The organism is Aestuariibius violaceus, assembly GCF_040779325.2.
GTDB lineage: Bacteria > Pseudomonadota > Alphaproteobacteria > Rhodobacterales > Rhodobacteraceae > Aestuariibius > Aestuariibius violaceus.
This window is the reverse complement of the sequence record NZ_JBFONT020000005.1, coordinates 23,931-46,344: the sequence shown is the minus strand read 5'-3', so window position 1 is coordinate 46,344 and position 22,414 is coordinate 23,931. Positions and strand designations below refer to the sequence as shown.

At 65.4% G+C, this 22,414-nt stretch carries 21 protein-coding genes; 7 read left to right on the top strand and 14 right to left on the bottom strand.

The genetic code is table 11. The features are described from left to right. Positions 1–145: 145 nt before the first annotated feature. From bchY to AADZ90_RS15820, 5 genes are all read right to left on the bottom strand, one after another. Positions 146–1,693, bottom strand: a complete 1,548-nt coding sequence (bchY, locus tag AADZ90_RS15840) for a chlorophyllide a reductase subunit Y (protein ID WP_411997059.1) — start codon at positions 1,691–1,693, stop codon at positions 146–148. Then, positions 1,683–2,684 carry a chlorophyllide a reductase iron protein subunit X gene (locus tag AADZ90_RS15835; RefSeq protein ID WP_367311639.1) on the bottom strand — a complete coding sequence of 334 codons (1,002 nt, stop codon included), beginning with the start codon at positions 2,682–2,684 and terminating at the stop codon, positions 1,683–1,685. The genes bchY and AADZ90_RS15835 overlap by 11 nt, the downstream gene beginning before the upstream one ends. After that, the gene (gene bchC / locus AADZ90_RS15830; RefSeq protein WP_367311764.1) at positions 2,681–3,622 is read right to left on the bottom strand and encodes a chlorophyll synthesis pathway protein BchC; all 942 of its coding nucleotides are present in this window, start codon (positions 3,620–3,622) and stop codon (positions 2,681–2,683) included. Before bchC ends, AADZ90_RS15835 begins: the two co-directional genes overlap by 4 nt. Before the next feature lie 120 nt (positions 3,623–3,742). Beyond that, the gene (locus AADZ90_RS15825) at positions 3,743–4,831 is read right to left on the bottom strand and encodes a methyltransferase (RefSeq protein WP_411997058.1); all 1,089 of its coding nucleotides are present in this window, start codon (positions 4,829–4,831) and stop codon (positions 3,743–3,745) included. A 24-nt stretch (positions 4,832–4,855) separates the two neighbouring features. Then, positions 4,856–5,734 (bottom strand): polyprenyl synthetase family protein, encoded by an 879-nt coding sequence (locus tag AADZ90_RS15820; protein ID WP_367311637.1) that lies wholly within the window; start codon positions 5,732–5,734, stop codon positions 4,856–4,858. Between the two features lie 101 nt (positions 5,735–5,835). Between AADZ90_RS15820 and crtD the strand changes: the two genes are divergently transcribed. From crtD to AADZ90_RS15805, 3 genes are all read left to right on the top strand, one after another. After that, a complete protein-coding gene (gene crtD / locus AADZ90_RS15815) occupies positions 5,836–7,398 on the top strand; it encodes a 1-hydroxycarotenoid 3,4-desaturase CrtD (protein WP_367311636.1) in 1,563 nt (520 codons plus the stop codon). Next, a complete protein-coding gene (gene crtC, locus AADZ90_RS15810; RefSeq protein WP_367311763.1) occupies positions 7,353–8,222 on the top strand; it encodes a carotenoid 1,2-hydratase in 870 nt (289 codons plus the stop codon). Before crtD ends, crtC begins: the two co-directional genes overlap by 46 nt. A 136-nt stretch (positions 8,223–8,358) precedes the next feature. Continuing rightward, on the top strand, positions 8,359–8,616 hold the full coding sequence (locus tag AADZ90_RS15805; RefSeq protein WP_367311635.1) for a hypothetical protein: 258 nt from the start codon (positions 8,359–8,361) through the stop codon (positions 8,614–8,616). A gap of 52 nt (positions 8,617–8,668) precedes the next feature. On the opposite strand, the gene tspO is transcribed toward AADZ90_RS15805, so the two are convergent. From tspO to AADZ90_RS15790, 3 genes are read right to left on the bottom strand one after another with little or no spacing between them, the layout of a single operon-like run. Next, positions 8,669–9,157 (bottom strand): tryptophan-rich sensory protein TspO, encoded by a 489-nt coding sequence (gene tspO / locus AADZ90_RS15800; RefSeq protein WP_367311634.1) that lies wholly within the window; start codon positions 9,155–9,157, stop codon positions 8,669–8,671. Positions 9,158–9,186: 29 nt separating this feature from the next. After that, a complete protein-coding gene (gene crtB, locus AADZ90_RS15795) occupies positions 9,187–10,221 on the bottom strand; it encodes a 15-cis-phytoene synthase (protein ID WP_367311633.1) in 1,035 nt (344 codons plus the stop codon). Next, the gene (locus AADZ90_RS15790; RefSeq protein ID WP_367311632.1) at positions 10,218–11,753 is read right to left on the bottom strand and encodes a phytoene desaturase; all 1,536 of its coding nucleotides are present in this window, start codon (positions 11,751–11,753) and stop codon (positions 10,218–10,220) included. The genes crtB and AADZ90_RS15790 overlap by 4 nt, the downstream gene beginning before the upstream one ends. Positions 11,754–11,869: 116 nt before the next feature. Here AADZ90_RS15790 and AADZ90_RS15785 point away from each other — a divergent pair, with 116 nt between their 5' ends. Beyond that, positions 11,870–13,003 (top strand): lytic murein transglycosylase, encoded by a 1,134-nt coding sequence (locus AADZ90_RS15785; protein WP_367311631.1) that lies wholly within the window; start codon positions 11,870–11,872, stop codon positions 13,001–13,003. Positions 13,004–13,015: 12 nt separating this feature from the next. On the opposite strand, the gene AADZ90_RS15780 is transcribed toward AADZ90_RS15785, so the two are convergent. From AADZ90_RS15780 to AADZ90_RS15760, 5 genes are all read right to left on the bottom strand, one after another. Further along, on the bottom strand, positions 13,016–13,840 hold the full coding sequence (locus tag AADZ90_RS15780) for a phosphodiesterase (RefSeq protein ID WP_367311630.1): 825 nt from the start codon (positions 13,838–13,840) through the stop codon (positions 13,016–13,018). A gap of 75 nt (positions 13,841–13,915) precedes the next feature. Then, positions 13,916–15,181, bottom strand: coding sequence for an extracellular solute-binding protein (locus AADZ90_RS15775; RefSeq protein WP_367311629.1), 1,266 nt, complete (start codon positions 15,179–15,181; stop codon positions 13,916–13,918). Between the two features lie 113 nt (positions 15,182–15,294). Next, positions 15,295–16,101, bottom strand: coding sequence for a carbohydrate ABC transporter permease (locus tag AADZ90_RS15770; protein ID WP_367311762.1), 807 nt, complete (start codon positions 16,099–16,101; stop codon positions 15,295–15,297). A gap of 121 nt (positions 16,102–16,222) precedes the next feature. Further along, positions 16,223–17,143 carry a carbohydrate ABC transporter permease gene (locus AADZ90_RS15765; protein ID WP_367311628.1) on the bottom strand — a complete coding sequence of 307 codons (921 nt, stop codon included), beginning with the start codon at positions 17,141–17,143 and terminating at the stop codon, positions 16,223–16,225. Further along, positions 17,143–18,297 carry an ABC transporter ATP-binding protein gene (locus tag AADZ90_RS15760; protein ID WP_367311627.1) on the bottom strand — a complete coding sequence of 385 codons (1,155 nt, stop codon included), beginning with the start codon at positions 18,295–18,297 and terminating at the stop codon, positions 17,143–17,145. Before AADZ90_RS15760 ends, AADZ90_RS15765 begins: the two co-directional genes overlap by 1 nt. A 99-nt stretch (positions 18,298–18,396) precedes the next feature. Here AADZ90_RS15760 and AADZ90_RS15755 point away from each other — a divergent pair, with 99 nt between their 5' ends. After that, positions 18,397–19,284, top strand: a complete 888-nt coding sequence (locus AADZ90_RS15755; RefSeq protein WP_367311626.1) for a LysR family transcriptional regulator — start codon at positions 18,397–18,399, stop codon at positions 19,282–19,284. Between the two features lie 190 nt (positions 19,285–19,474). On the opposite strand, the gene AADZ90_RS15750 is transcribed toward AADZ90_RS15755, so the two are convergent. After that, positions 19,475–20,332, bottom strand: coding sequence for a LuxR C-terminal-related transcriptional regulator (locus tag AADZ90_RS15750; protein WP_367311625.1), 858 nt, complete (start codon positions 20,330–20,332; stop codon positions 19,475–19,477). A gap of 117 nt (positions 20,333–20,449) precedes the next feature. Between AADZ90_RS15750 and AADZ90_RS15745 the strand changes: the two genes are divergently transcribed. Further along, positions 20,450–21,349 (top strand): beta-keto acid cleavage family enzyme, encoded by a 900-nt coding sequence (locus AADZ90_RS15745; RefSeq protein ID WP_367311624.1) that lies wholly within the window; start codon positions 20,450–20,452, stop codon positions 21,347–21,349. A 36-nt stretch (positions 21,350–21,385) separates the two neighbouring features. Beyond that, the gene (dctP, locus tag AADZ90_RS15740; protein ID WP_367311623.1) at positions 21,386–22,393 is read left to right on the top strand and encodes a TRAP transporter substrate-binding protein DctP; all 1,008 of its coding nucleotides are present in this window, start codon (positions 21,386–21,388) and stop codon (positions 22,391–22,393) included. Positions 22,394–22,414: the final 21 nt, after the last annotated feature.

The following is a 22,414-nucleotide window of genomic DNA, read 5'->3' as shown; positions in this document are numbered from 1 at the left end:
ACCGTCAACGATCCATTAAGGTTAACGCGCCCCCGGAGAGAAACGCGGTCTTCATCTGGCCAAAAATACTCACGGCGCAACGCTCGGTCCCCTCCGACGGGATGCCGACCATAAGCCGACCGGATGCCGCATGCCCATTTCGCCATCAAATCATCTCCGCGGCCTTCCGCGCCCGCGCCTGTTTTTCCAGCTTCTTCGTGTTGATCTCCCGGAAATCCGCCCGCACATTCGGCTCCCCTTCCCAGACGCCGGCGGTATCCTCAGACCCCACGCCTTCGAAGAACCCGCGCATCCGCGCCATCCGGTCCCGGTTGTCCATCGCGGCGTTCACGACCTGCTGCAACGACCCGGCGCCCGCGACGCCCATCAGGGGCCGCGCCGAAATCAGATTGGTGAAGTAAAGCGCTGGAATCCCCAGCTCTTTCGCCTTCTGCACCACCGGCGTCGTCCCGATGGCCAGGTCCGGCCGGACCCCTTCCATCGCCGCCAGATCGTCTTCCAGCGACGCGCGGAACACCACTTTGCAGCCCTTCGCCGACAGCCACTCCGCATCCGCCACGGACCACCGCGATTTCGCGCAAGCGGTGCCGACATACGGCACGTCCGCCCCGCTCTCGACCAGCAGCCGCGCCACCAAAAGCTCGCTGCCCTCATAGCCGGAAACCGTCACCGTCCCGTCTACCCGGGCCGCGCCCAACGCGCCCTCGATCGCCGGCAGCGCCGCATTCTGCGCCCCCGCAACCGCTTGAGAAGACAGGCCAAATTGCGCGCCGATCGCCGCCAGCCAGGCCGCCGTCCCGTCGCGCCCGACAGGGGCCGACCCGATCACCGGCCGCCCGGCCGCCTCGAATTCCCGCACGCTGGCGGCATAGAACGGATGCAATGCCGCCACCGCCCCGCAATCCAGCGCCGCATAAAGCTCCCGCCATTCCCGGCAGGGCACGACCGGCCCGGCGGCCAGCCCGAGCGGCTCCAGAAGCCGTCCGATCATGATCGGATCCGCCGGGAACATCTCCCCCAGCAGCGTCACCGTCGGCCGCTCCGCCTTGCCAGCGGCGGGCGCCGGTACCGGCCCCGCGGCGATCTCTTCCCGCGCGTAGGCCAGCATGGCCCCGGCCAGCACGTCCTTGGCCTCCGCATGGGTCGGCACGCCAAAGCCCGGCACGTCGATGCCAACGATCCGCACCCCGTTGATTTCCTTCGGCAACAGCCGCAATGGCACGCCCGAGGCTGTCGGCACGCACAGGTTCGTCACCACGATCGCATCGACCTTCGCCGGATCCGCCAGCGCATGAACACTCTCGCGGATGTCCTCAAACAGCTTGCCCGTCACCAGCGTCTCGCTGTCGAACGGGACGTATCCCACCGACCGCCGCGCCCCATAGAAATGGCTGACGAAGGTCAGCCCATAGACACAGCAGGCAGACCCCGACAGAACCGTCGCGACCCGCTTCATCCGCAGCCCGACCCGCAGCGACCCGAAAGCCGGGCACATCGATTGCGGCTTATCATGGGGGCCCTTGGGATAATCCGCCGCGAACCGGTCCAGCAGTTCCGACTGTCCGGCCTGCCGCGCGGCGCGGTCCATCTCCGCCGCGGCATGGCAGCCCGTCTTTGCCCGGGAAATATCCTCGGGGGGGCCCGAAGGGTGGGGGGCGGACGGCCCCCCTCTGTCGTCGGCCTCAAGCGTCATCGTAGATCACCTCGAGGCTTTCTTTCGGCTTGGCGTGCTTGCCGCGCATATCCGCATCGGTGGCGGGCTCCAGCGTGACGCCCGCCCCGGTCTCAGACCCGTCGAACAACGCCAGCAATCCATCCTGATCCACAGGCGTGGGCCGCACCGGCGGCGCCACGGCGACGTTTTCGCCTAAGGATGCAAACAGCGCACCCCACTGGGACTCCGCCGTGCCAACGATCTGGTAATTGGCCGATTTCTTCCGCAGATCGTCATCCTGCGGAATGCTCGCCAGCACCGGAATGCCCGCGACCTCGGCAAAGGCCTGCGCCTCGCCCGACCCGTCATCCTTGTTGATGACCAGACCGGCGACGCCCACGTTGCCGCCCAACTTCCGGAAGTACTCGACAGCCGAACAAACGTTGTTGGCCACGTAAAGCGATTGCAGGTCGTTCGATGCGACCAGGATCACCTTCTGCGCCATGTCCCGCGCGATCGGCAGGCCGAACCCGCCGCAAACCACGTCGCCAAGGAAATCCAGCAGAACGTAATCGAAATCCCAATCGTGGAAGCCCAGCTTCTCGAGCAGCTCGAACCCGTGGATGATCCCGCGCCCGCCGCAGCCGCGCCCCACCTCGGGGCCGCCCAGCTCCATCGCGAAGACGCCGCCGCGCTTGAAGCAGACATCACCGATGCCAACCTCCTCGCCCGCCAGCTTTTTCTTGGTCGAGGTCTCGATGATCGTCGGGCAGGCCTTGCCGCCGAACAGCAGCGAGGTCGTGTCCGATTTCGGGTCACACCCGATCAGCAGCACGCGCTTGCCCTGCTCGGCCATCATGTGGCTCAGATTGGCCAGCGTGAACGACTTGCCGATCCCGCCTTTCCCGTAGATCGCGATGATCTGTGTTTTCTTCTTGGGTTCCGCCGTCGGAATATCCGCCAGATCCTCGTTCGCCTCGTCCCGCAGCCGGTCCGAGAAATCCTTCAGGTTCGGGACGTCGAGGGTCATGCGTGGCCTTTCCAATCGAGGATCATTTTCAGGCAGGCGGGATCGTCGAAGGCCTGCTTGTAGGCCTCCGTCGCCCGCTCCGCCGCGCAGCGATGTGTGATAAGACCGGCGAGCGACAGAAGCCCCGCATCGATCAGGTCCCGGGTCGCGATCAGGTCGTCCTGCGTCCACTCGGCCGAGACCCGGAACCGCGCCTCCTTCATGAAGGCCGGCGGATAGGTGAAGCAGACCGGATCGGCGTAGAACCCCGCCAGAACGATCTCTCCACCCCGCGTCAGACGCCCGATCAGGGTGTCAAGCAGCGCGGCGTTGCCCGAGGCGTCGTAGATCGCCTCGTAATCCCGCTTTTCATCGTCCTCCGGCGCGATCACCGGATAGTCCGACGCACCCTCGCGCCGGTCCGGATCGATTTCCCAGACGGTGGGCGCCCGTCCGCCCGCGGCGATCGTCAGCCGCGCCAGAAGCCGCCCAAGCACCCCGTGCCCAACGATCAGGTCCGGCAGCGCTGTCCGCGGCCCGGCCAGCGCGTGTCGCGCGGTCGCGGCCAGCGCCAGCAACGCGCCTTCGGCACACAAGTCGTTGTCGATCAGAACAGCCCGGGTCGCCTTGGTGACGATCCGGTGCGCCGCCCCGCCGAACAGGCCATGGGCGTCCTCGTAGCAATTCGCCCCCGGCACGAAGACGCGGTCACCCGGCTTGAACCCGGTCGCGCAGCCCGCCTCGACCACCTCGCCAGCCGCCTCGTAGCCCGGCACCAGCGGGTAGCCCATGCCCGGAAAGGGCGGCATTTCGCCTGTGTAGAAAAGCTTCTCAGTCCCGGTGGAAACACCTGAATGGCTGATCTCCACAACCAGATCGTCGCAAGTCGGATCGACGGTCTCGACGCGTCCGAGGGCCAGATCACGGGGGCCCCGAAGTATTACGGCCTCTGTCTGCATGTGGCCTCCCTTCGCGTCGTCGTGGGCCTGGCCGAGTCGGTCGCTCAAGGCCCCTTACTTGGCGTCAGGATAATCAGACACTCCTGTGTGTCAATCTAGACAGACAAAAAAGTGTCAACTTTACCTGACAGCTGTTACGATTCGGGTGACGAAGGGGCGGCGGGGGCGCGGCATCTCGATCCCGTCGAACCCCGCCTCCCGGCAAAGCTCAGCGATTTCGGCGGAAGAGCGGGTCTTCCCCGTCCGCATTGCCATCGTGTAGAGCGCGAAATAGGCATCCCCTGCCCGCTCCGGCGCGTCCCCACCCGACATCGGCTCGGCAATGATCAGCCGACCCTCGGGCGGCAGGGCGTCATGGACCTTGCCCAACAAAACCCGCACCGTGTCGTCGTCGTGGTCATAGAGCACCCGAACAAGGCTCACCGCATCCGCCCCGCCCGGCAGCGCGTCATCGAGGAACGAGCCGCCAAAGACCGAGGATCGCCCTTCCATGCCCGCCGCGGCCAATCGGACCGAAGCCAATTCGGCCACCTCTGGCAGATCGACGAGCCAGAGCGTCGTAGCCGGGTTCGCCTTGCCCGCAGCGATCAGGAAGGCCCCGGTCCCGCCGCCCACATCCATCAGGCATTCGACGTCTTTCAGCGAGATGGCGCGCAGAACATCCTCCGCCACCAGCGCCTGACTGCCCTCCATCAGCGCGGAATACCGCTCGATCACCTCGGGCGGCGCAGCCTCATCGCCGAACACATAGGGCCAGACCCCGGCCAGCTCGGTCTCCGTCTCACCGCGAAAGAACGCCACCGGATCCGCCAAGTCTCGGTAGAGCACGTCATGGTGCAGGATCATCTCTTTCAATCCCGGCACGCCCGCCAAAGCCGCCCCGCGACGGGTCAGCCGGTAAAGCCCCTTCTTCGAGGTCAAAAGCCCAAGCGCCGCCGCGGCGCGCAAAAGCACCACCATCCGCTCAGGTGGCACGCCCGCCTCCTCCGCCAAGACCTCAACGCTAGCGGGCGCTTTAAGCAATCGCCCGGGCAGATCCAGCGTCACGACGGTATAGAGAACTTGGGAATGGCAGAACCCGGCGACCAGATCGAACAGCGCCTCACCTTCCCGCTTGACCGCTCCGCGCGTTAGCGGGAACCGCGCTGCCCAACTCTGAAAGCTGCGCGAAGCGACAAGTCGTGACAACCAGCCTGATGTCAACTGCATGCGCCGTGCCGACAGGGCCACGCCCTACTCGCCCGGAACGGTCTGGCCCCGCACCTCGGTCGGCACAAGACGATCCGCCTGAACCCGCACCATCGCCGCCAGCGCGGCCTCACCCGGGCAGGAGGGGATCGAGGCGATGGCGCCCGCCAGAATATCCTTCAAATGCTGCACCGCGCCGGACACCCCCAGCTCTGACACCGCACTTGGCCGACCGTGCAGGTCATCCTGCCCTACCGGCTTGCCCAGCTCCGCCTCGCTGCACAACGCATCGCGCAGATCGTCAGCCACCTGAAACGCCTCGCCAATCCGCGCGCCCAATTCTTCCCAGGGCTCCGGGTCCGCTCCAGCCGCGGCGGCGCCCATCTGCGTTGCCGCAATGAACAGCGCTCCTGTCTTGGCCATGTGATAGGCCCGCAAATTGATCTGCGCTTCGCTCTCCCAGCCCTGACCGGCACAGATACCCATCGGCATGCCCGTTCTGGTGCTCAAGATCCGGATCAAAGCCAGCGCGCGTTCCGGAACCGTACCGGCATCCCGCGCCAGCACCTCGAAGGCGGCTACGATCAGACTGTCGCCCGCAAGCACCGCCAACGGCTCTCCATAGGCGCGATGCACCGCGGGCTTGCCGCGCCGCATATCCGCGTCGTCGAAACAGGGCAGGTCGTCATGGACGAGGCTCGCGCAATGGATCATCTCCAGCGCCACCGCGGCCGCATCGCTGATTTCCGGCCGGTCATCCCCACAGGCCGCCGCGACACTCAGCAGGATCGTGGGCCGGATCCGCGCACCACCGGGTGTCACCGCGTAATCCAAGGCAGAGGCCAGCCGCGCTGGCGACGGCGCCGCTTGCGCCCGCCCGATCGCGCGGGACAGGGCCGCATCCAGTCTCTTGGTGAAAGCCATCGCGCGCTCCTCTACTCGTCGCCTGCGTCAGACAACTCGACTGTAAACTAAACTGGACACATCACGCTGTTGAGTCAACAATGCCGGACAGCGGAGGCTCCATGACCCACCCATCCTCCATCGGCGTGATCGGCGCGGGCATTGGCGGCCTCGCCGCCGCCCTGCGTCTCGCAGCGGCGGGCTGCGCCGTCACCCTGTTCGAACGGCACGGCGCGCCCGGCGGAAAAATGCGCACATTGCCCTCGGCCGCCGGTCCCGTGGACGCCGGCCCCACCGTGCTGACCATGAAGGACGTCTTCGAAGATCTCTTCGCCGCGGCGGGCACGCGCCTGTCCGATCACGTCACACTCCACCCCCTGCCGATCCTCGCTCGCCATCACTGGCGCGACGGCACCCGGTTCGATCTCCACGCCGACCGCGAGGCGACGGCGGCTGAGATCCGCGGAACCTTCGGCGCAGGGTCAGAGGCCGACTATCGCGCCTTCACCGCCGATGCCGCCCGGCTCTTCGACGCCTTCGAAGACCCGATGATGCGCACCGCCCGCCCCTCCCTCGCCCGGCTCACCGCCCGCGTCGCCCGCGACCCCGGCCTCCTGCGCGCCATGGCCCCGCACCTGTCGCTCGCAGCGCGTCTCGCCCGCCGCTTCCGCGAACCCAAGCTCGCCCAGCTCTTCGGCCGCTACGCCACCTATGTCGGCGGCTGCCCCGCGCAGGTCCCCGCGATCCTGTCCCTGGTGTCTGAGGCTGAGGCCCGCGGCGTCTGGCATGTCGATGGCGGGATGCACCGCCTCGCCACCGCGCTCGCCACCCTGATCGAAGCAAAAGGCGGCCGGATCCACTACGGCACTCATATCGACCGCATCGACACGGCGAACGGCACCGCCACAGGCCTCACCGTGAACGGCACGCACCACGCCTTCGACGCTGTCCTCTTCAACGGCGACCCGCGCGCCCTGCGCACCGGCGCTCTCGGCCCCGACGCGACCGAGGCCGTCCCCGAAACGGCGACCGAGCCGCGCAGCCTCTCGGCCGACGTCCTCGCCTTCGCCGCAACGCTTGCCCCGGGCACCCCCGATCTCGCCCATCATACCGTCTTCTTCGGCGACGACCCGGCCACCGAGTTCGCCCCGCTCATGCAAGGCGCCCGTCCGCTGGACCCGACCGTCTATATCTGCGCCCAGGACCGTGGCGCAGCCGCCCGTCCGCCGGGCCCCGAACGCTTCGAAATCATCGTCAACGCGCCCCCCGGCGCGACGGACGACAAGGAGGGCCGATGTCCGACACCCATCCTGACGCAACTGGCCCGCTTCGGCCTGAGATTCGATCCGCCCCCAGGGCCGGAGACGCTGACGACGCCACAAGGGTTCGACACGCTCTTCCCGGCCTCCCTCGGATCGCTCTACGGGCGATCCCCGTCGGGAATGATGGCGCCGTTCCAGCTGCCAACGGCGCAAACGCGGATCACGAAGCTCTATCTCGCGGGGGGCGGGGCCCATCCGGGGGCGGGTGTCCCAATGGCAGCCCTCTCAGGCCGGCATGCGGCCGAGACGATCTTGAAAGCCCGAACTTCAACCTCGACGTCCCGCCGACGGGATACGCCTGGTGGTATGTCGACGGGATCAGCGACGATAGCCAGCGTGCCGTCTCGATCATCGGCTTCATAGGATCGGTCTTCTCGCCATGGTACGCTTGGTCGGGCCGCGGCAACCCGGCCGACCATTGCTGCCTGAACGTGGCCACCTACGGCCCCGGCGGCCGTTTCGCCATGACCGACCGCGGGGAAGACGCGCTGACCCGCGACCGTCACACCCTGCGCATCGGCCCCTCGCAGATGCACTGGACCGGCACCGAACTGATCATCGACGTGAACGAGGTCTCCTCCCTCCCCCTCGTCTCCCGCATGCGCGGCCAGATCCGCGTCACCCCGACCGCGCTGACTGAGGTCGAGCTTCCCATGACCGGCGACGGCGCGCACATCTGGCGCCCCTTCGCGCCCACCTGCACCATCACCGTCGATCTCGAGGCCAAGGGCTGGCAATGGGCGGGCCACGGCTATTTCGACGCCAATTTCGGCCTCCGCCCGCTCGAGGCTGACTTCTCCTACTGGACCTGGGCGCGCTTCCCGACCGATACCGGCAGCCTCTGCGCCTACGATCTTGTACGCCACGACGGCACCGCGCTCTCGGCCACATTCACCTTCGGCGAAGACGGCACCGCCATCCCCGGCCCAGACGTGCCGATGCGCCCGATGAACCGCTCGTTCTGGCTTGTCAGCCGCGAAGCACCAGCCGATCCCGGCACCCGCGCGCGCCAGACCCTCGCCATGCTCGACGCCCCCTTCTACACCCGCTCGGTCGTCACCACGCAAATCGACGGAGACCATCTCACCGGTGTCCACGAATCTCTCGATCTCGACCGCTACGCCTTGCCGTGGCTCAAACCGATGCTAGCTCTCCGCGTGCCGCGTCGGCGCAACTGGATTTCGTAACATGCGTAACGGCCTGTTGAGAAAAGGTTTAATTACGCAGGGAACCGGATGTGTCAGCTTGGCGTTACGGCTTGGACTGGGCGGTCAATGCGACGAACCGTCCTGTCGCGAGACGACAGACACAAAGGAAACTGTTATGCGCACTCTTGCTATTGCTGCCCTTATCTCCGCCCCGTTCATGGCTTCGGCCGGTGGCCATCTCAATGTCGAAGACATGGGCGCTGCCCTGTCCATGCTTGAGACCAACGCACAAGCCGCCTTCCAAGACTTCGACATCGATGTCGATCCGACCACGCTGACGGTGGCCCAGCTCGCCCAGATCCACGCCATCCTGACGTCTTCGGACATTCCGGAAGGCGACAAGGGCGACCGCATCGCGGCCATCGTCGAATAATCACCCTCTCTAGCAGGGTAGAGAGCCGCGGCGGAAACGCTGCGGCCTTTTCTTATGCGCTCTCTACGGCGCCCGGATCGTAAGGCTGCACATCCGGGTTCAACTGAGCCACCTTTATGTTCAGCGCCGCCGCTACACTCACCCAGGTGAGATACGGCAGGAATGCAAGCCCCGCCCAAAAATCCAGCGCGAAATGGGTCACCGTCGCGCCGACGACAGCCACCCACAAAACACCCAGAACCGGGATCGCCGCCTTTAGACGCCTCAGCCCGAAAAAGACCGGCGTCCAAAGCGCATTCAGCGAAATCTGCAACGCCCAGAACGCCATTGCGTACGCGGACCCGTCCAGCGGCGCGACCCGCGCGGCGGCAAAGGCAATCAGCAGATAGATCGACGTCCACGCAACCGGGAAGACCCAGTTAGGCGGGGTCCACGATGGCTTTTCCAGCCGTTCGTACCATTCCCCCGGGGGAAACAAGGCGCCTGTCGCACCGGCCCCAAAGCAGGCGGCGAGAAAGATCAGAAACAGCAGAAAATCCATACCGGCAGTCCTCTTTGGTTTGCCGACAGCTAGGCCCGCAACTCCGTTCCGCCAGTGCCCTCGCGCGCCTTCAGCGCCGCGAAGACGGCGACCAGCTCGCCCCCGCGCCCTTCGCCCCAAGGGCCCATGACCCGCTCGGGCCGCGCGGCGGCATCGACCAAAAAGGCCGTCTCAGGCAAAGGTGGCGCATAGATGACGGCTGATAGTGGCATGACCAGGCTCGTTCCCGCAGCCAGCCCCGCCTGGCCGATCCAGCCGATCTTCGCCACCGTCGAGGTCCGCCCACGCAGCGTGATCGAATCGTATCTATTCCGCCGCACCGCTCCGCCGATCCCATCATAGATCAGCCGCGCCGCCCAGATCCCGGCCCGCGACCTGCGCGGCAGCGCAGCGATCCCCGCCTGCGACCGGCGATAAAGCCGGTCGGCCTCTCGCAAGAGGCGCCGCACCATTGCCCGCACCTCCGGCGTGGGCTGCGGATCGGCCAGAAAGGCCCCCGGATCAATCCCCGCATCGACGAACCAGCCGCGCGGCAGGTACAGCCGTCCGGCCCGCGCATCCTCGCCCACATCCCGGGCGATATTCGTCAATTGCATCGCCGCGCCCAGATCGCAGGCCCGCGCCAGCGCATGGGGGTCGCGCACGCCCATCAGCACGCACATCATCGCCCCCACAGCGCTCGCCACGCGCGCGCTGTAGGACAGAACCCCGCTCAGGTCATCGTAGACCCGCCCCTCCGCATCCCAGGCGAGCCCTTCCAGCAGGGCCTCCGGTAGAACCTGCGGCATCTCGAACTGTTCGGCGACGGCGGCAAAGGCGCGGTCCTCCGGCGCGTTCCGGGGGCGACCCGCATAGGCCAGCCGCAACCGCTCATCCAGATCCAGAACCGCGCGCGCCTTGGCGTCGCCTTCATCAACCTCGTCATCGGCCAGTCGGCAGAAGGCATAAAGCGCCAGCGCCGGATCCCGGACCGACCGGGGCAACAGGCGCGATGCGGCATGGAAAGACAGCGATCCCGTCCGGATCGCCGCCCGGCAATGGGCCAGATCGTCGTGACGGATCATTCCGCGGCCAGCGGCAAGACCGCTTCCCGCACCGGGGCATCGGGCACCAGCTTGGCCAGCACCTCTGCGCTCGAGATCACGCCGGGCAGGCCCGCCCCCGGATGCGTCCCCGCCCCGACAAGGTACAGCCCCTTGGCTTCCTCACTCACATTGTGCGGCCGGAACCACGCCGATTGCAGGATCCGCGGTTCGATCGAGAACCCCGCCCCATGCGGGCTCAGGTATCGGTCGCGAAACTCCTCCGGCGTGAAAATCAACGATGCCGACAGATGCGTCTCGAACCCCGGCATCGCCTCTTCCAGCCGTGCGGCCACCTTCTGCCGATAGGTCTCGACTTCGGCTTTCCAATCCACCGGATCGCGATGCCCCAGATGCGGGACCGGGCTGAGGGCATAAAACGTGTCGCCCCCCTCCGGCGCGACACCCGGATCCGTCACCGACGGCCGGTGCAGGTACAGGCTCATATCCTCGGCCAGCACCCCCTTGCGGAAGATGTCCTTCACCAGCCCGCCGTAGCGCGGCCCGTTCAGGATCGTGTGGTGCCCCACATCTGGCCACATCCCTGCCGTGCCTGTCGTCCCGAAATACCAGACGAACAGACCCATCGACCAGCGATAGCGGTCCAGCTTTCCGTTCGTCCACCGGCGCCGCGGCCGCTTGCGCAGCAGCCGCTGATAGGTGTGACCCGCATCCGCGTTGCTCACGACGACGCTTGCGTGAACCTCTTCCCCGTCTGCCAGCCGAACGCCCACCGCCCGGCCATTATCGAACAGCACCTCGTCGGCCTCGACACCCATCCGCACCGCGCCGCCCTGCGACGTCACGACCCGCGCCATGGCGTCCGCAATCGCCTGCACCCCGCCCATCGCGTAATGCACGCCGAATTCCTTCTCGAGGTAGCTGACCAGCGCGTAGATCGACGTCACGCGGAACGGATCGCCCCCGATGAACAGCGGATGGAACGACAACGCCATCCGCAGCCGCTCGTCCTTCACCCGCCGCGCCGCATGGGCATAGACCGACCGGTCCGCCCGCAGCCACGCGAAGATCGGCAGCACCTTGATCAGGTCCCACAGCCGGTTCATCGGCCGCCGCCCCAAATTCTCGAACCCGAAGCGATAGCGCGCTTCGGCATCGTCCACGAACCGCTGGAACCCCGCCAGATCGTCTGGCGACAGCCGCCTTACCTCGTCCTCCATGTCCCGGCTCGCGGCGAAGGAAGATCCATCGGGCCACCGGATCTCGTAGTAGGGATCAAGCGGCCGCAGATCGACATCCGCCCGGAAATCCCGCCCGCAGGCGGCCCACAGCTCTTCGAAGACATGGGGTACCGTCAAGATGGTGGGCCCCAGATCGAACCTGTGGCCCGCCTCGGTGATCGACGATCCCCGCCCGCCGACCCGGTCCAGCCGGTCCAGAACCGTCACCTGATATCCCTTGGCGCCCAGCCGCATCGCCGCTGCAAGACCGCCTAGACCCGCACCAATCACCACGGCGCGCCCGTCCGACTCGATGTGGGGCAACTTAGACATGATCCGACACTAGATGTGTCAACTCAAGTTGACAACGCCGATGTCCGCCGACCCGCGCTTGCACGCCGCCGCCGCCACGCTACGCTCTCACCGCAGACAGGCGAGAGGAGCGGACGATGATCCTGACACGGCGTGATTTCGGCACAGGCCTTTCCGCCCTGACGCTCACCGCCTGCGCCCCCGCCGGGCCGACCACCCGCGCGGTCGACAGCACGCTTCCCCCCGATTTGCGGCCCGTCCCCAACGCCGCCTACGACGCCTGGGTCGCCAATTTCCGCGCCCGCGCGCCCCGGTCGGGGCTAAGCCCCGCCACGCTCGAGGCCGGGTTCCGCAACACCGGCTACCTTCCCGGCGTCGTCACCCGCGACCGTAACCAGACCGAATTCCGCCGCAGCCTCGAAGATTACCTTTCCATCGCCGCCTCCGACGAACGCATCACCAAGGGTCGCGCCGCCTTCGCGCGCCACCAGGGCACGCTCACCGCGTTGCAATCCCGTTACGGCGTGGACGCCCGCATCATCACCGCGATCTGGGGGCTCGAGAGCTTCTATGGCGAACGCCGCGGGAACGTGCCCGTCGTCTCGGCCACTTCCACGCTCGCCTTCGATGGCCGCCGCGGCGCGTTCTTCGAGGATCAGCTGATCGCCGCGCTCCGGATCCTCCAGAACGGAGATATCACGCCCGACCGCCTGACCGGCAGCTGGGCCGGTGCCATGGGCCACACCCAGTTCATCCCGACCTCCTACCAGGCCTTCGCGGTCGATTTCACCGGCGACGGTCGGCGCGACATCTGGTCGGACGATCCCACCGACGCGCTCGCCTCCGCCGCCGCTTACCTGCAGCGCAACGGCTGGACTCCAGGCCTGCGCTGGGGCGCCGAAGGCAGCGCGGGCGGCACCGTCATCCAGCCCCAGCCCGGCGGCCCCCGCTTCGCCGTCACACGTAACTTCAACGTCATCAAACGCTATAACAACTCAGACGCCTACGCGATCGGCGTTGGCCACCTCGCCGACCGCATCGGCGGCGCGGGTCCGCTGCGAACCCCGTTCCCGCCCGATGCGAATGGCCTAACCAAGGCCGACCGCGTTGCCCTTCAGGAGCGTCTCACCGCCGCCGGGTTCGACACAGACGGAGCCGACGGCGTCATCGGCCCGAATACGCGCGAGGCCATCGCAGCCTACCAATCCAGCCGCGGCCTGCCAGTGACAGGAGAGTCCTCGCAAGAACTGCTGCGCCGACTGTCCGGCTAGGCGCCAGAGCCACTAGCGCACCATCGTCAGCTTATCCCAATCCGCATATTCCGGGGTGTTCTCACTGCGGATATCCCCGCCATATCCAAATTCGACCATGTGGATCATGGTGTTGTTCCTATCCACCAGGATCACCGCGTAGGCTTCCATCAAATCCGCACCCGAGAGCATCCGCGTCGCTGCGAAATCCGGCCAGCCCTGGTGATTGGTCCCGCGCGGGGCGCTGAACGGGATGCCGTGGAGCGTGCCTGACAACGGCAGGTGGCAGTGGCCGTGGAACAAATGACGGATCTTGGCAGCATTCGGTGCGACAGCCGCCGCCAGACGCTCCGCATCCAGAAGCATGATCTGATCCATCGGTGCGATGCCCAGCGGCACCGGATTGTGGTGCATGAAAAGCCAGACAGGGCCATCGAGCGTCGCCAACTGATCTGACAGCCACGCCGCCCGCGCCTCACAGAAATGCCCGGCATGGCTCTCGGGCCCCCACGTGTCGAGCGTGATCGCCGTTCCGATCGGCAGATCGATCACATGCTGAACAAAGCCGCCTTCGCCCGCCAGATCCGGAAAGACCTCCAGAAGAGTCGCCCGGTCGTCATGGTTGCCGATGCACAGGTGGACAGGCATCGGCAGCGCCGCGATCCGCGCCTTGAGGCGGCGGTAATCATCGGCCTCTCCCCAATCGCTCAGATCCCCTGTGATAAAGAGCGCGTCGGCATCGGAGTGCAGCTCCAGCGCATGCGCAAGCGCCTTTTCGAAGTTCGCGTTCGGGTCCCGACCGGCAATCGTATTGCCCGGCGTCGTCAAGTGAATATCGGTCAGCTGCAGGAGTTTCATCGACGCCCGCCTTTCTCTTGTCGTGATGCTCGGAGGGCGCGCGTCCCGCAGCTGTAGGCGGGACGCGCGCGGCAATCAGCCGTCGGCCGGCATCAGGTCCTGGACCTCTTCGGCCATTTCCTGCTGCAGCACTTCCATGTCGTCATAGTCGCCGATAACGATCCCTTCGAGGTAGTCGGCGATCACCTGCGTGGCAGCAAGGCCGTTGTCGCCCGGATAGGCCTGCCATTCCCGCAGAAGCTCGATCTGGCGCACGGCGGTCGCTTTGGTCGGGTTTTCCTCGTAGAAATCAGCCAGAATGATCTCATTGGCGGCCTGGTTGGGCGGCATGTAGCCGGTGGTCCGCGCCACATCTGCGGCGCCCTCACCCGAGGTGATGTAGGTGAGCCAAAGCCACGCGGCTTCGAGCTCGGCCGGATCCTCAGAATCGGAGACCAGCATGGCCGAATTGCCGCCCGCTGGCAGACCCATCGGGCCATCTTCCGTCAGACCGGGAAACTCGTGCGTCATTAGGGTGAAATCGCCCATGTTCCGCTCCACCGCACCGACAGCCGAGGTTGACCAGAAGAGCATCCCGATGTCGCCTGCTGAGAACGACGCCAGCGCCGCATCCCATTCCAGGTTCTGCATCTCGCAGCCGCGGAAGATGCCGTGCATCGTCTCAAGCGCGGTCAGACCGGCGGGTGTGTCGATGCGGAAATCGTTGCCCACCATGGTCGGCTCGTCCTGGCTCCACATCAGGGCCTGCAGGAACCAGTTGCCGGTGATGTTCCAGCCCCAGAAGACAGGGTTGTCGACGCCGGCTTCCTGCAGCGCCTCGCAGGCCGCGATGACCTCGTCCCACGTGGTGGGCAGGTTCGTGGCGTCGTAGCCCGCCTGGGCCATCGTCTCCATGTTGTAATAGCCCACCGGCAGCGAGACCGAGAAGGGCAACCCGTAGACCTCGCCCTCGAATGTACCGAGATCGAGCATCGCCTGGTGATAACCGTCGCGCTCGAAATCCTCTTCCCCCGCAATGAACGGCTCGAGCGACTTGGCGATGCCGCGTTCGACAAGGATCGCCTGGCGGTTCAGGCCCTGCATCGTCACATCCGGTAACTCTCCGGCCACGGCTTCGCGCAGGATCGTGTTGGTGCCGTCCTCGTAGCTTTCGTAGGTGGCGCGGAACTCCACTGTGATGTGCGGGTGATCGGCGTTGAACCGCTCGAGAATCCGCTCATAGGTGATGTCGAAGAGGTGGCTGTAGGGATAGGCGAACTCGATCGTCACCGGATCCTGGCTCTGGGCGGTTGCACCGGTCGCGGCAAGCGCCAGCGCCATTGCGGTCAGGGTGGGTTTCATGACTTACTTCTCTCCTGTTGGCGGACCGGCTTGCAGGTGAGATGGCACCGATCCGTCGATGATCCCCGCGAGGGGGCTGAAGCGGGGGGCGGGCCATCCGCCCCTCGCGATGCTCATTTCATGCCCGTCAGCGTGATCCCTTCGATGAAGCGGCGCTGCATCAGCAGGAAGGCCACGATCAGCGGGGTGACGATGATGACGGCGGTCGCCATCATCGGCCCGAAATTCGAGCCGTCCGCATCGCCGCGGAACTCCCGCAGGCCCAGCGGCGGGGTAAAGAGCGACCGGTCCCCGGTGATGACGATCCGGGGCCAGAAATAGTCGTTCCAGTGGGCGACGATGGAGAAGATCGCGAAGGCCAGAAGCGCCGGGATCGCGGTCGGCAGCATGACGTTCCAGACGATGCTATATTCACTCATCCCGTCCATGCGCGCCGCGTCGATCAGATCATCCGGCACGGTCATGAAGAACTGCCGCATCAGGAAGATCCCGAAGACCGAGATTGTCCATGGAATGATCAGCGCGGCATAGCTGTTCGTCAGGCCCAGCTGCGCAAGCAGGATGTAAAGCGGCAGCGCGATGGCGTGGACCGGGATCAGCAGGCAGAAGAGGACAAGTCCGAAAACAGCGTCGCGCCCCCAGAACCTCAGCTTCGCCAGCGCATAAGCGCAGGGAAGTGCCACGATCACCTGGATGACGAAGATCGACACGGTGACGATCACGCCGTTCAGCAGGTACCGCAGCAACGGCGCCTCGTGGAAGGCGGAGGTGTAGTTGTAGACTGTCGGGTTGACCATGCAGGCGGCCTCGGTTCCGCCAAGCAGCACGCACCGCGCGTCCAGAAACGGCTCCTGAGTGCCGAAGAAGCCGCCCGTATTCTGCATCAGCTCCGCCGGGGCCTTCAGAGAGTAGGAAATCATCACGTAGAACGGCAGCAGCACGACCAACGCACCCAGGATCAGCACGGCGTGCTTCGTCGCCTCGCCGACAGAGAAACGGTGCCGGGGGGCATCGGCGACCGCCGACCGGTCCAGCGTCGCGTCAGACATAATGCGTCCTCCGCTCGATCAACCAGCGTTGCGCGAGGGTGACGAGCATCACGAAGAACAGGAACACGACTGTGATCGCCGCCCCGATCCCCATCAGGTTCTGCTGGATCGCCTTTTCGTAGATCGCGAACAGCATCACGTAGACGGATTTTCCGGGTCCCCCGCCCTGCGGATAGAACGCCTCGACCGTGTCGAAGACCTGAAACGACCGGATGATGGTGATCGTGACGACGAAGACCGTCGTCGGTCCCAGAAGCGGCCAGGTCACGAGGCGAAACCGCTCCCATCCGCTGGTCGCGCCGTCCATCTCGGCCGCGTGGTACAGCTCGCGCGGGATCGAGGTGAGACCGGCGAGGTAGAGGACCATGTTGAAGCCAAAGCCCTGCCAGATGCCGATGAATGCCACCGTCCAGATCGCGTAGTCCCGGTCCGACAGCCAAAGGGGAAACCCCTCCGCGCAGCCATAGGCATGCCACGGCCACAGCTCCAGCGGCGTGCCGCAGAAGCTTTCGAGGATGCGGTTGACGATCCCCACGGTGGGATGCAGCGCGAACTCCCAGACAATCGCCATCGCGATCAGCGCCGCCATGACCGGCAGAAAGTAGATCGTCTTGTAGAGCGCCCCGAACCGGCCCAGCGAATGGATCAGAAGTGCCGCGCCAAGACCCAGCGCGACCGAGAATGGCACCACGACGGCGACATAGCGGAACGAGGCGCCGAACATGCGCTCGTAGGTCGCGCGCGTGAAGATCCGCTCGTAATTCTCGAATCCCACCCAGTCGAAGCTTGGATTGCCCAGCGCGTAGTTGGTAAAGCTCATCGCGCCTGCCAGCGCGATCGGCAGCAGGAGGATCAGGACGATCAGGATCAGCGCAGGCGCAATGAACCAGAGATGAGCACGAGAGCCGGGCATCAGGCGACCTCGGCCTGCTGGCCGGCCCCGGTGGTCATTGGCAGACGCTGGCCCTCTGCGTCGAAGATTAAAGCCGCACTGCGCTGCCCCTCCACATGGATCGTGTCTCCAAGCGCCAGAGCCGCAGCACGCGCTGGATCCGTCCGCAGGATCAGCCGATGCTGGCCGTCTGCAATGACCGCATGCAGGAAAACGTCCGACCCGAGGTTCTCCTTGAAGGTCAGCCGACCCGAAAGCGTTGCGTCGGCCGGCGTGGATCTGAGCGACAGGTGCTCAGGTCTCAGACCCACCGTCACCGGACCAACCCGGCCTTGCCCCACGCGCCGGTTCAAGACGACACCAAGATACGATACACGCCCATCGGTGCTGATCTCACCCGGCAGGGTGTTGATCTTCGGCGACCCGATGAACTCAGCCACCGCAAGCGACCGAGGATCGGCAAAGACCTCTGCCGGGCTGCCGAACTGCAGGATATTGCCCCCCATCATGACCGCCATCCGGTCCGACATGGTCAGCGCTTCGGCCTGATCGTGTGTCACGTAGACGAAGGTCGCGCCAAGCCGGCGGTGAAGCTCGGACAGTTCCGACCGCATATGGACCCGCAACGCGGCATCGAGGTTCGAGAGAGGCTCGTCCATCAGGAACGCCACCGGCTGACGCACCATCGCCCGTCCAAGGGCCACGCGCTGTCGCTGCCCGCCCGATAGCTGGCCCGGCTTGCGGTCAAGCAGGTGTCCGATCTGAAGGATCCCGGCAATCACCCGCACCTGTTCGCCGATCGCGCCATAGCCCGTGCGTGCCAGAAGCGGCCCGACGACCGGCAACCGCCCGGTGCGGCCAAGATCGCGCAGCTTCAGCGGCGTCGCCAGGTTCTGCGCCACGGTCAGATGCGGGTAAAGCGCGTAGGACTGGAACACCATCGCCAGATTGCGATGCGCCGGGCGTACGGCCGTCACGTCCCGCCCATCCAGCGCCACATGCCCGCTATCGGCAGCTTCCAGTCCCGCAAGGATCCGCAAAAGTGTCGACTTCCCGCAGCCCGACGGGCCGACCAGCGTCACGAATTCCCCATCCAAAATCGAAAGGGACACATCGCGCAGAACCTGCGTGTCGCCAAAGCTCTTTGAGATATGGGACAGCGCGATCGACGCCATGGCTTGCTCCTGCCTCACCCGATGCAGCGACTTTAGGGAGCGAAGGGCACTCTTCTGTGACGTCATATTAGTTGAGCTTATGGCGGATAGAGTCGCAGCATGAAGCAGATCAAAGCCCGTCCCAGCCCGCACCAAATCAGTGCCTTCGCCCACACCGTGCGGGAAGGGTCGATGACCGCCGCAGCGGGTAAGCTGGGGGTCACGCAATCGGCAATCAGCCAGCATCTCGGCAAGCTGGAACGGCAGGTGGGCAACCGCCTCCTCGTCCAGACGCGCGAGGGCCTCTCCCTAACCCGCGCGGGGGAAGAGCTCTTCGCTTTGGCCGACCGGTACCTCAGTGCCGAACAGCTCATCGCCGAAAAGCTCGGCGATTACGAACAGCTGCGCGGGGGCCACCTGACCGTCATCGCCAACGCCCCCCAGCCCGCTCTTCAACTGATCTCCCGCTACTCCCGCGAGTTCCCGGATATCGAGGTTGACTTTGCCCTCTTCGACTGGACGACCGCCACCCGGATGCTGCGCGGGCGAACCGCCGATATCGGCATCATCGCCGCCCCCGCCCCGTCGGACGAGTTTGTGTCAATCGAACTCACCCGGGCACGCTACGTTCTTTATGTGAACGCCAACCACCGTCTGGCAGGCAGGCGACAGGTCAGCCTGCGCGAGATCTGCGACGAACGGATCCTGCTGCCCGAGGCAGGCTCGCTGACCCAACGCCTCGTCAAGAAGCTGCAGGCAAAGCTGGGCATCACCTTCACCCGTGTGACGACGATCACGACTTTTCCCGTCATGAAAGACGCGATCATCCAGGGTGTCGGCATCGGTCCGTTTCTGGAAAACTCGGTGGTGAGCCAGGACGGCCTCGCCTGCCTCGAGATCGAGGAGATGCCCGAGGCCTTGCCGATCTGCCTTGTCGCCCATGCCGACAAGGTCGACCTCAAGCTGATCCGCAGTTTCATCGAAGTCGCCGACGGCGCGTTGCTCTAAAGCGCCTTCATCTGCCCGGCATAGGCGACAGCAAGGAAAGGTCATCGCCCGCTCTGGCGGCTGATGCGCCGAGTCTCCAAGAGCGTTTCGGACGGTGTTTGACGGTAACCTGTGGCCCAATGGGCCACCCCTCAACGATCATTCGAAGGACGCTCTTCTGCCCCAAGGCAATCTAGGCGAGGACAAACGATCAGCGAGTATCTCCGAGGCGGGCCGCCTCGGTGCGGTTCCGGACACCCAGTCGCTTCAGGATCGCACTGACATGCAGCTTCACCGTCCCTTCAGAGATCCCCAGCGCTTCGGCGATCCTTCTGTTGGGCATGCCCTCACGGAGGCAGGTCAAGATCTCATTCTGACGTCTGGTAAGGCCGTCCGGCCGGTTATCGCCATCCGGCTGGGGGCTCGAATTGCCGGAGGCGACAAGATCCTTCGTGGCAGAGAGCGCGCGCTCGAAATGGGCGAACTTTTTCGAAAGCTCTGCAAGCTTCACAGCCATGCCCTGCTTGTCACCCAGATCGGAAGCGCTGACCGCTGACACCGCCCGCCGCAGCTCTGACAGAGGCTGGGAAAGGTCCTGCGCGGCGATATAGGCGAACCTCCCCTCGGTTACCTCGCTGCGGCGGGCTTCGGCTAACGCGCGCTCCAGCGCCTCGAGGGCTTCCCGCCGATCAGTGACGTCAAGCGCAACGCCGTCCCAGATGGTGGCCCCGTCGGGCCGACGGCGGGGATGGCCGAGGGATCGTACCCAGCGGTAGGTACCCTCGGGCGTTCTCACGCGGACCTCCGTGTCGAGCGGGGCCAGATCGCGCGCCGACGCCTCGAGCGCGTCAAGGAAGCGCGCGCGGTCGTCGGGGTGCAGCCAGGAATGGTCGACGGCGTCGGCCTCCATCAGCTTTTGCGGATCGAGGCCGAAGGAGCTTTGGACGCCGGAGCTGACGTAGAGATAACGGTACTTTCCGTCGGCCGTACGCATCCGCTGCATCGTGTGGCCGGGAAACCGATCGGCCAGGAGATCGGCGACATCAGGACGGTCGGGGACATCATTCATATATCTAAAGTAATATTATTGGAGTGCTTTGACAACAAAGATATAACTTTTGCTAGATATATCAGTGGTTCCAAGGTATATCCCCTTATCCCGGCATTGCCGGGACGGGAGGACGACTTGGACAAGATCATCATCGAAGCTCGGGTTAACGAGTTGGCGACGCGTGTGGGCAACCCGTATGTGCCCTTTCTTCCGGACGAGATTATCCGTGACGCGAAGGCCTGCTATGACGCGGGCGCTGCGATCTTTCACTACCATGGCCGGACCGCGGAGGGTGCGCCGGATCATGCCCCGGAGTTTTACCTCGAAACCAATGCGGGGATCCGGGCGCAATCCGACGTCCTCATCCATCCGACGCTGGGATATGTGGCGAACGATGCTGACGCGATGACCCGGTTCGCAGCGGTGGAAGAGATGATGAAATCGGCGGAGACCGCGCCGGATTTCGCCCCGATGGACACCGGCAGCGTCAACGTCGATTGGTGGAACCCCGAGACGGGCGCCTACGACACGACCGACCTGATCTACAAGAATTCGACCGGCACCCTGATGCACTTTGCCGAGCGCATCGACCATTACGGCCTGAAGCCCTACCTCGTCAGCTGGAACGTCAGCTTCACGCGGCAGATCGAGCAGTTCCTGAAGATGGGGATGCTGAAGGACCCCGCCTACATCTGCTTCTGCATGACGGATGAGATCATCTTTGCCGGCCATCCCGGCACGGTGGCGGGGCTGGATGCGCATACGGCCTTTTTGCCGAAGAATTTCCGCTGCATCTGGACGGTCGTGAACTACAAGGGCGACCTCTTCCAGCTGACCGAGAAGATCATGCGCGAAGGCGGGCATATTTCAATCGGTCTGGGCGACTACGCCTACATGGACGGTGCCCGCCACCTGACGAATGCCGAGGTGATCGAGAAGGCTGTCGCACAGGCGCGTTCGCTGGGGCGCGAGCCCGCGACCGTGGCCGAGACGCGAGAGATCCTTGAGATGCCGGACATCCGCATCGCGGCCTGAACGGGCCGCACGAGACAGGTAACGAGGGAGGACCTGATGACATTTACAAAGCTTCTTGCTGGCGCCGCAGCGCTGGCCGTGATGGCGGGCGGGGCTGCTGCCGAGACGTTCAAGATGCAGACGTTCCTCGGCGCCAATGCCTCGACCACCAAAGCGTTTCAAGAGATGGCTGCGGATCTTGCGGCGGCGACCGATGGCGCGATCGAGATCGAAGTTCTGCCGGGCGGAGCCGTTGTCGGCGCGGGGGAGACGATCGAGGCGATCCAGAACGGCCTGCTCGACGGGCAGTATACGGCACCGTCCTACTTCGCGGGCAAGGACCCGGCGATGGGCGTGTTGGGCGACACCTTGGCCGCCTATCCCGACAGCGCGACACGCGACCGCTGGTTTACCGAAGGCGGCGGGCTGGATCTCGCGCGAGGCCTCTACGCGAAATACGACCTGCATCTGATCTGCCCGATCTACTGGCCGCCCGAGCAGATCCCCTCAAAGGTCGAGATCGCGGGCGTGGCCGATCTGGAAGGGCTGAAGATGCGCGCGCCAGGCGGCCTTGCCTCCGATCTTCTGGGCCGCGCGGGCGCATCGCTGGTGACGATGGGCGTGGGCGAGAGTGTCAGCGCGATGGAGACGGGCGTTCTGGATGCGACGGACCTTGCCAATGTCGCGCTGAACGTCGCGCTTGGGATGCACAATCAGGCGAAGTATTCCGTGCTTGCCCGGCACTCCATGGCGGTGACCGAGATGAGCGTTTCGAAGGCCAGGTGGGACAGCCTGTCAGCCGAGCATCAGGAGGCCTTTGAAGAGGCCTGCAACGCGATGTCGGACGAGCTTGCCACAACGCTTGGCGAAGAGGATGCCGCGGCCGAGGCGCAGGCGAAGGACGAGCTGGACGTGACCTTCATCGCGTTCGGCGAGGATGACGCCGCGGCCTTTCGCGAGATGACGGCGGAGGTCTGGGCGGATTGGGGCGCGAGGAGCGCGGATGCGCAGGCCATCGTTGACAGCCACCAGGCCTTCATGTCGTCGATCGGGCTGACGAACTGAACCGGCGCCGCACGGGCCGCG

Excerpts from the sequence above, each read along its gene's own strand:
- bchY (WP_411997059.1), bottom strand. The coding sequence starts at position 1,693 with ATGACGCTTGAGGCCGACGACAGAGGGGGGCCGTCCGCCCCCCACCCT.
- AADZ90_RS15835 (WP_367311639.1), bottom strand. The coding sequence starts at position 2,684 with ATGACCCTCGACGTCCCGAACCTGAAGGATTTCTCGGACCGGCTGCGG.
- bchC (WP_367311764.1), bottom strand. The coding sequence starts at position 3,622 with ATGCAGACAGAGGCCGTAATACTTCGGGGCCCCCGTGATCTGGCCCTC.
- AADZ90_RS15825 (WP_411997058.1), bottom strand. The coding sequence starts at position 4,831 with ATGCAGTTGACATCAGGCTGGTTGTCACGACTTGTCGCTTCGCGCAGC.
- AADZ90_RS15820 (WP_367311637.1), bottom strand. The coding sequence starts at position 5,734 with ATGGCTTTCACCAAGAGACTGGATGCGGCCCTGTCCCGCGCGATCGGG.
- crtD (WP_367311636.1), top strand. The coding sequence starts at position 5,836 with ATGACCCACCCATCCTCCATCGGCGTGATCGGCGCGGGCATTGGCGGC.
- AADZ90_RS15805 (WP_367311635.1), top strand. The coding sequence starts at position 8,359 with ATGCGCACTCTTGCTATTGCTGCCCTTATCTCCGCCCCGTTCATGGCT.
- tspO (WP_367311634.1), bottom strand. The coding sequence starts at position 9,157 with ATGGATTTTCTGCTGTTTCTGATCTTTCTCGCCGCCTGCTTTGGGGCC.
- crtB (WP_367311633.1), bottom strand. The coding sequence starts at position 10,221 with ATGATCCGTCACGACGATCTGGCCCATTGCCGGGCGGCGATCCGGACG.
- AADZ90_RS15790 (WP_367311632.1), bottom strand. The coding sequence starts at position 11,753 with ATGTCTAAGTTGCCCCACATCGAGTCGGACGGGCGCGCCGTGGTGATT.
- AADZ90_RS15785 (WP_367311631.1), top strand. The coding sequence starts at position 11,870 with ATGATCCTGACACGGCGTGATTTCGGCACAGGCCTTTCCGCCCTGACG.
- AADZ90_RS15780 (WP_367311630.1), bottom strand. The coding sequence starts at position 13,840 with ATGAAACTCCTGCAGCTGACCGATATTCACTTGACGACGCCGGGCAAT.
- AADZ90_RS15775 (WP_367311629.1), bottom strand. The coding sequence starts at position 15,181 with ATGAAACCCACCCTGACCGCAATGGCGCTGGCGCTTGCCGCGACCGGT.
- AADZ90_RS15770 (WP_367311762.1), bottom strand. The coding sequence starts at position 16,101 with ATGATTTCCTACTCTCTGAAGGCCCCGGCGGAGCTGATGCAGAATACG.
- AADZ90_RS15765 (WP_367311628.1), bottom strand. The coding sequence starts at position 17,143 with ATGCCCGGCTCTCGTGCTCATCTCTGGTTCATTGCGCCTGCGCTGATC.
- AADZ90_RS15760 (WP_367311627.1), bottom strand. The coding sequence starts at position 18,297 with ATGGCGTCGATCGCGCTGTCCCATATCTCAAAGAGCTTTGGCGACACG.
- AADZ90_RS15755 (WP_367311626.1), top strand. The coding sequence starts at position 18,397 with ATGAAGCAGATCAAAGCCCGTCCCAGCCCGCACCAAATCAGTGCCTTC.
- AADZ90_RS15750 (WP_367311625.1), bottom strand. The coding sequence starts at position 20,332 with ATGAATGATGTCCCCGACCGTCCTGATGTCGCCGATCTCCTGGCCGAT.
- dctP (WP_367311623.1), top strand. The coding sequence starts at position 21,386 with ATGACATTTACAAAGCTTCTTGCTGGCGCCGCAGCGCTGGCCGTGATG.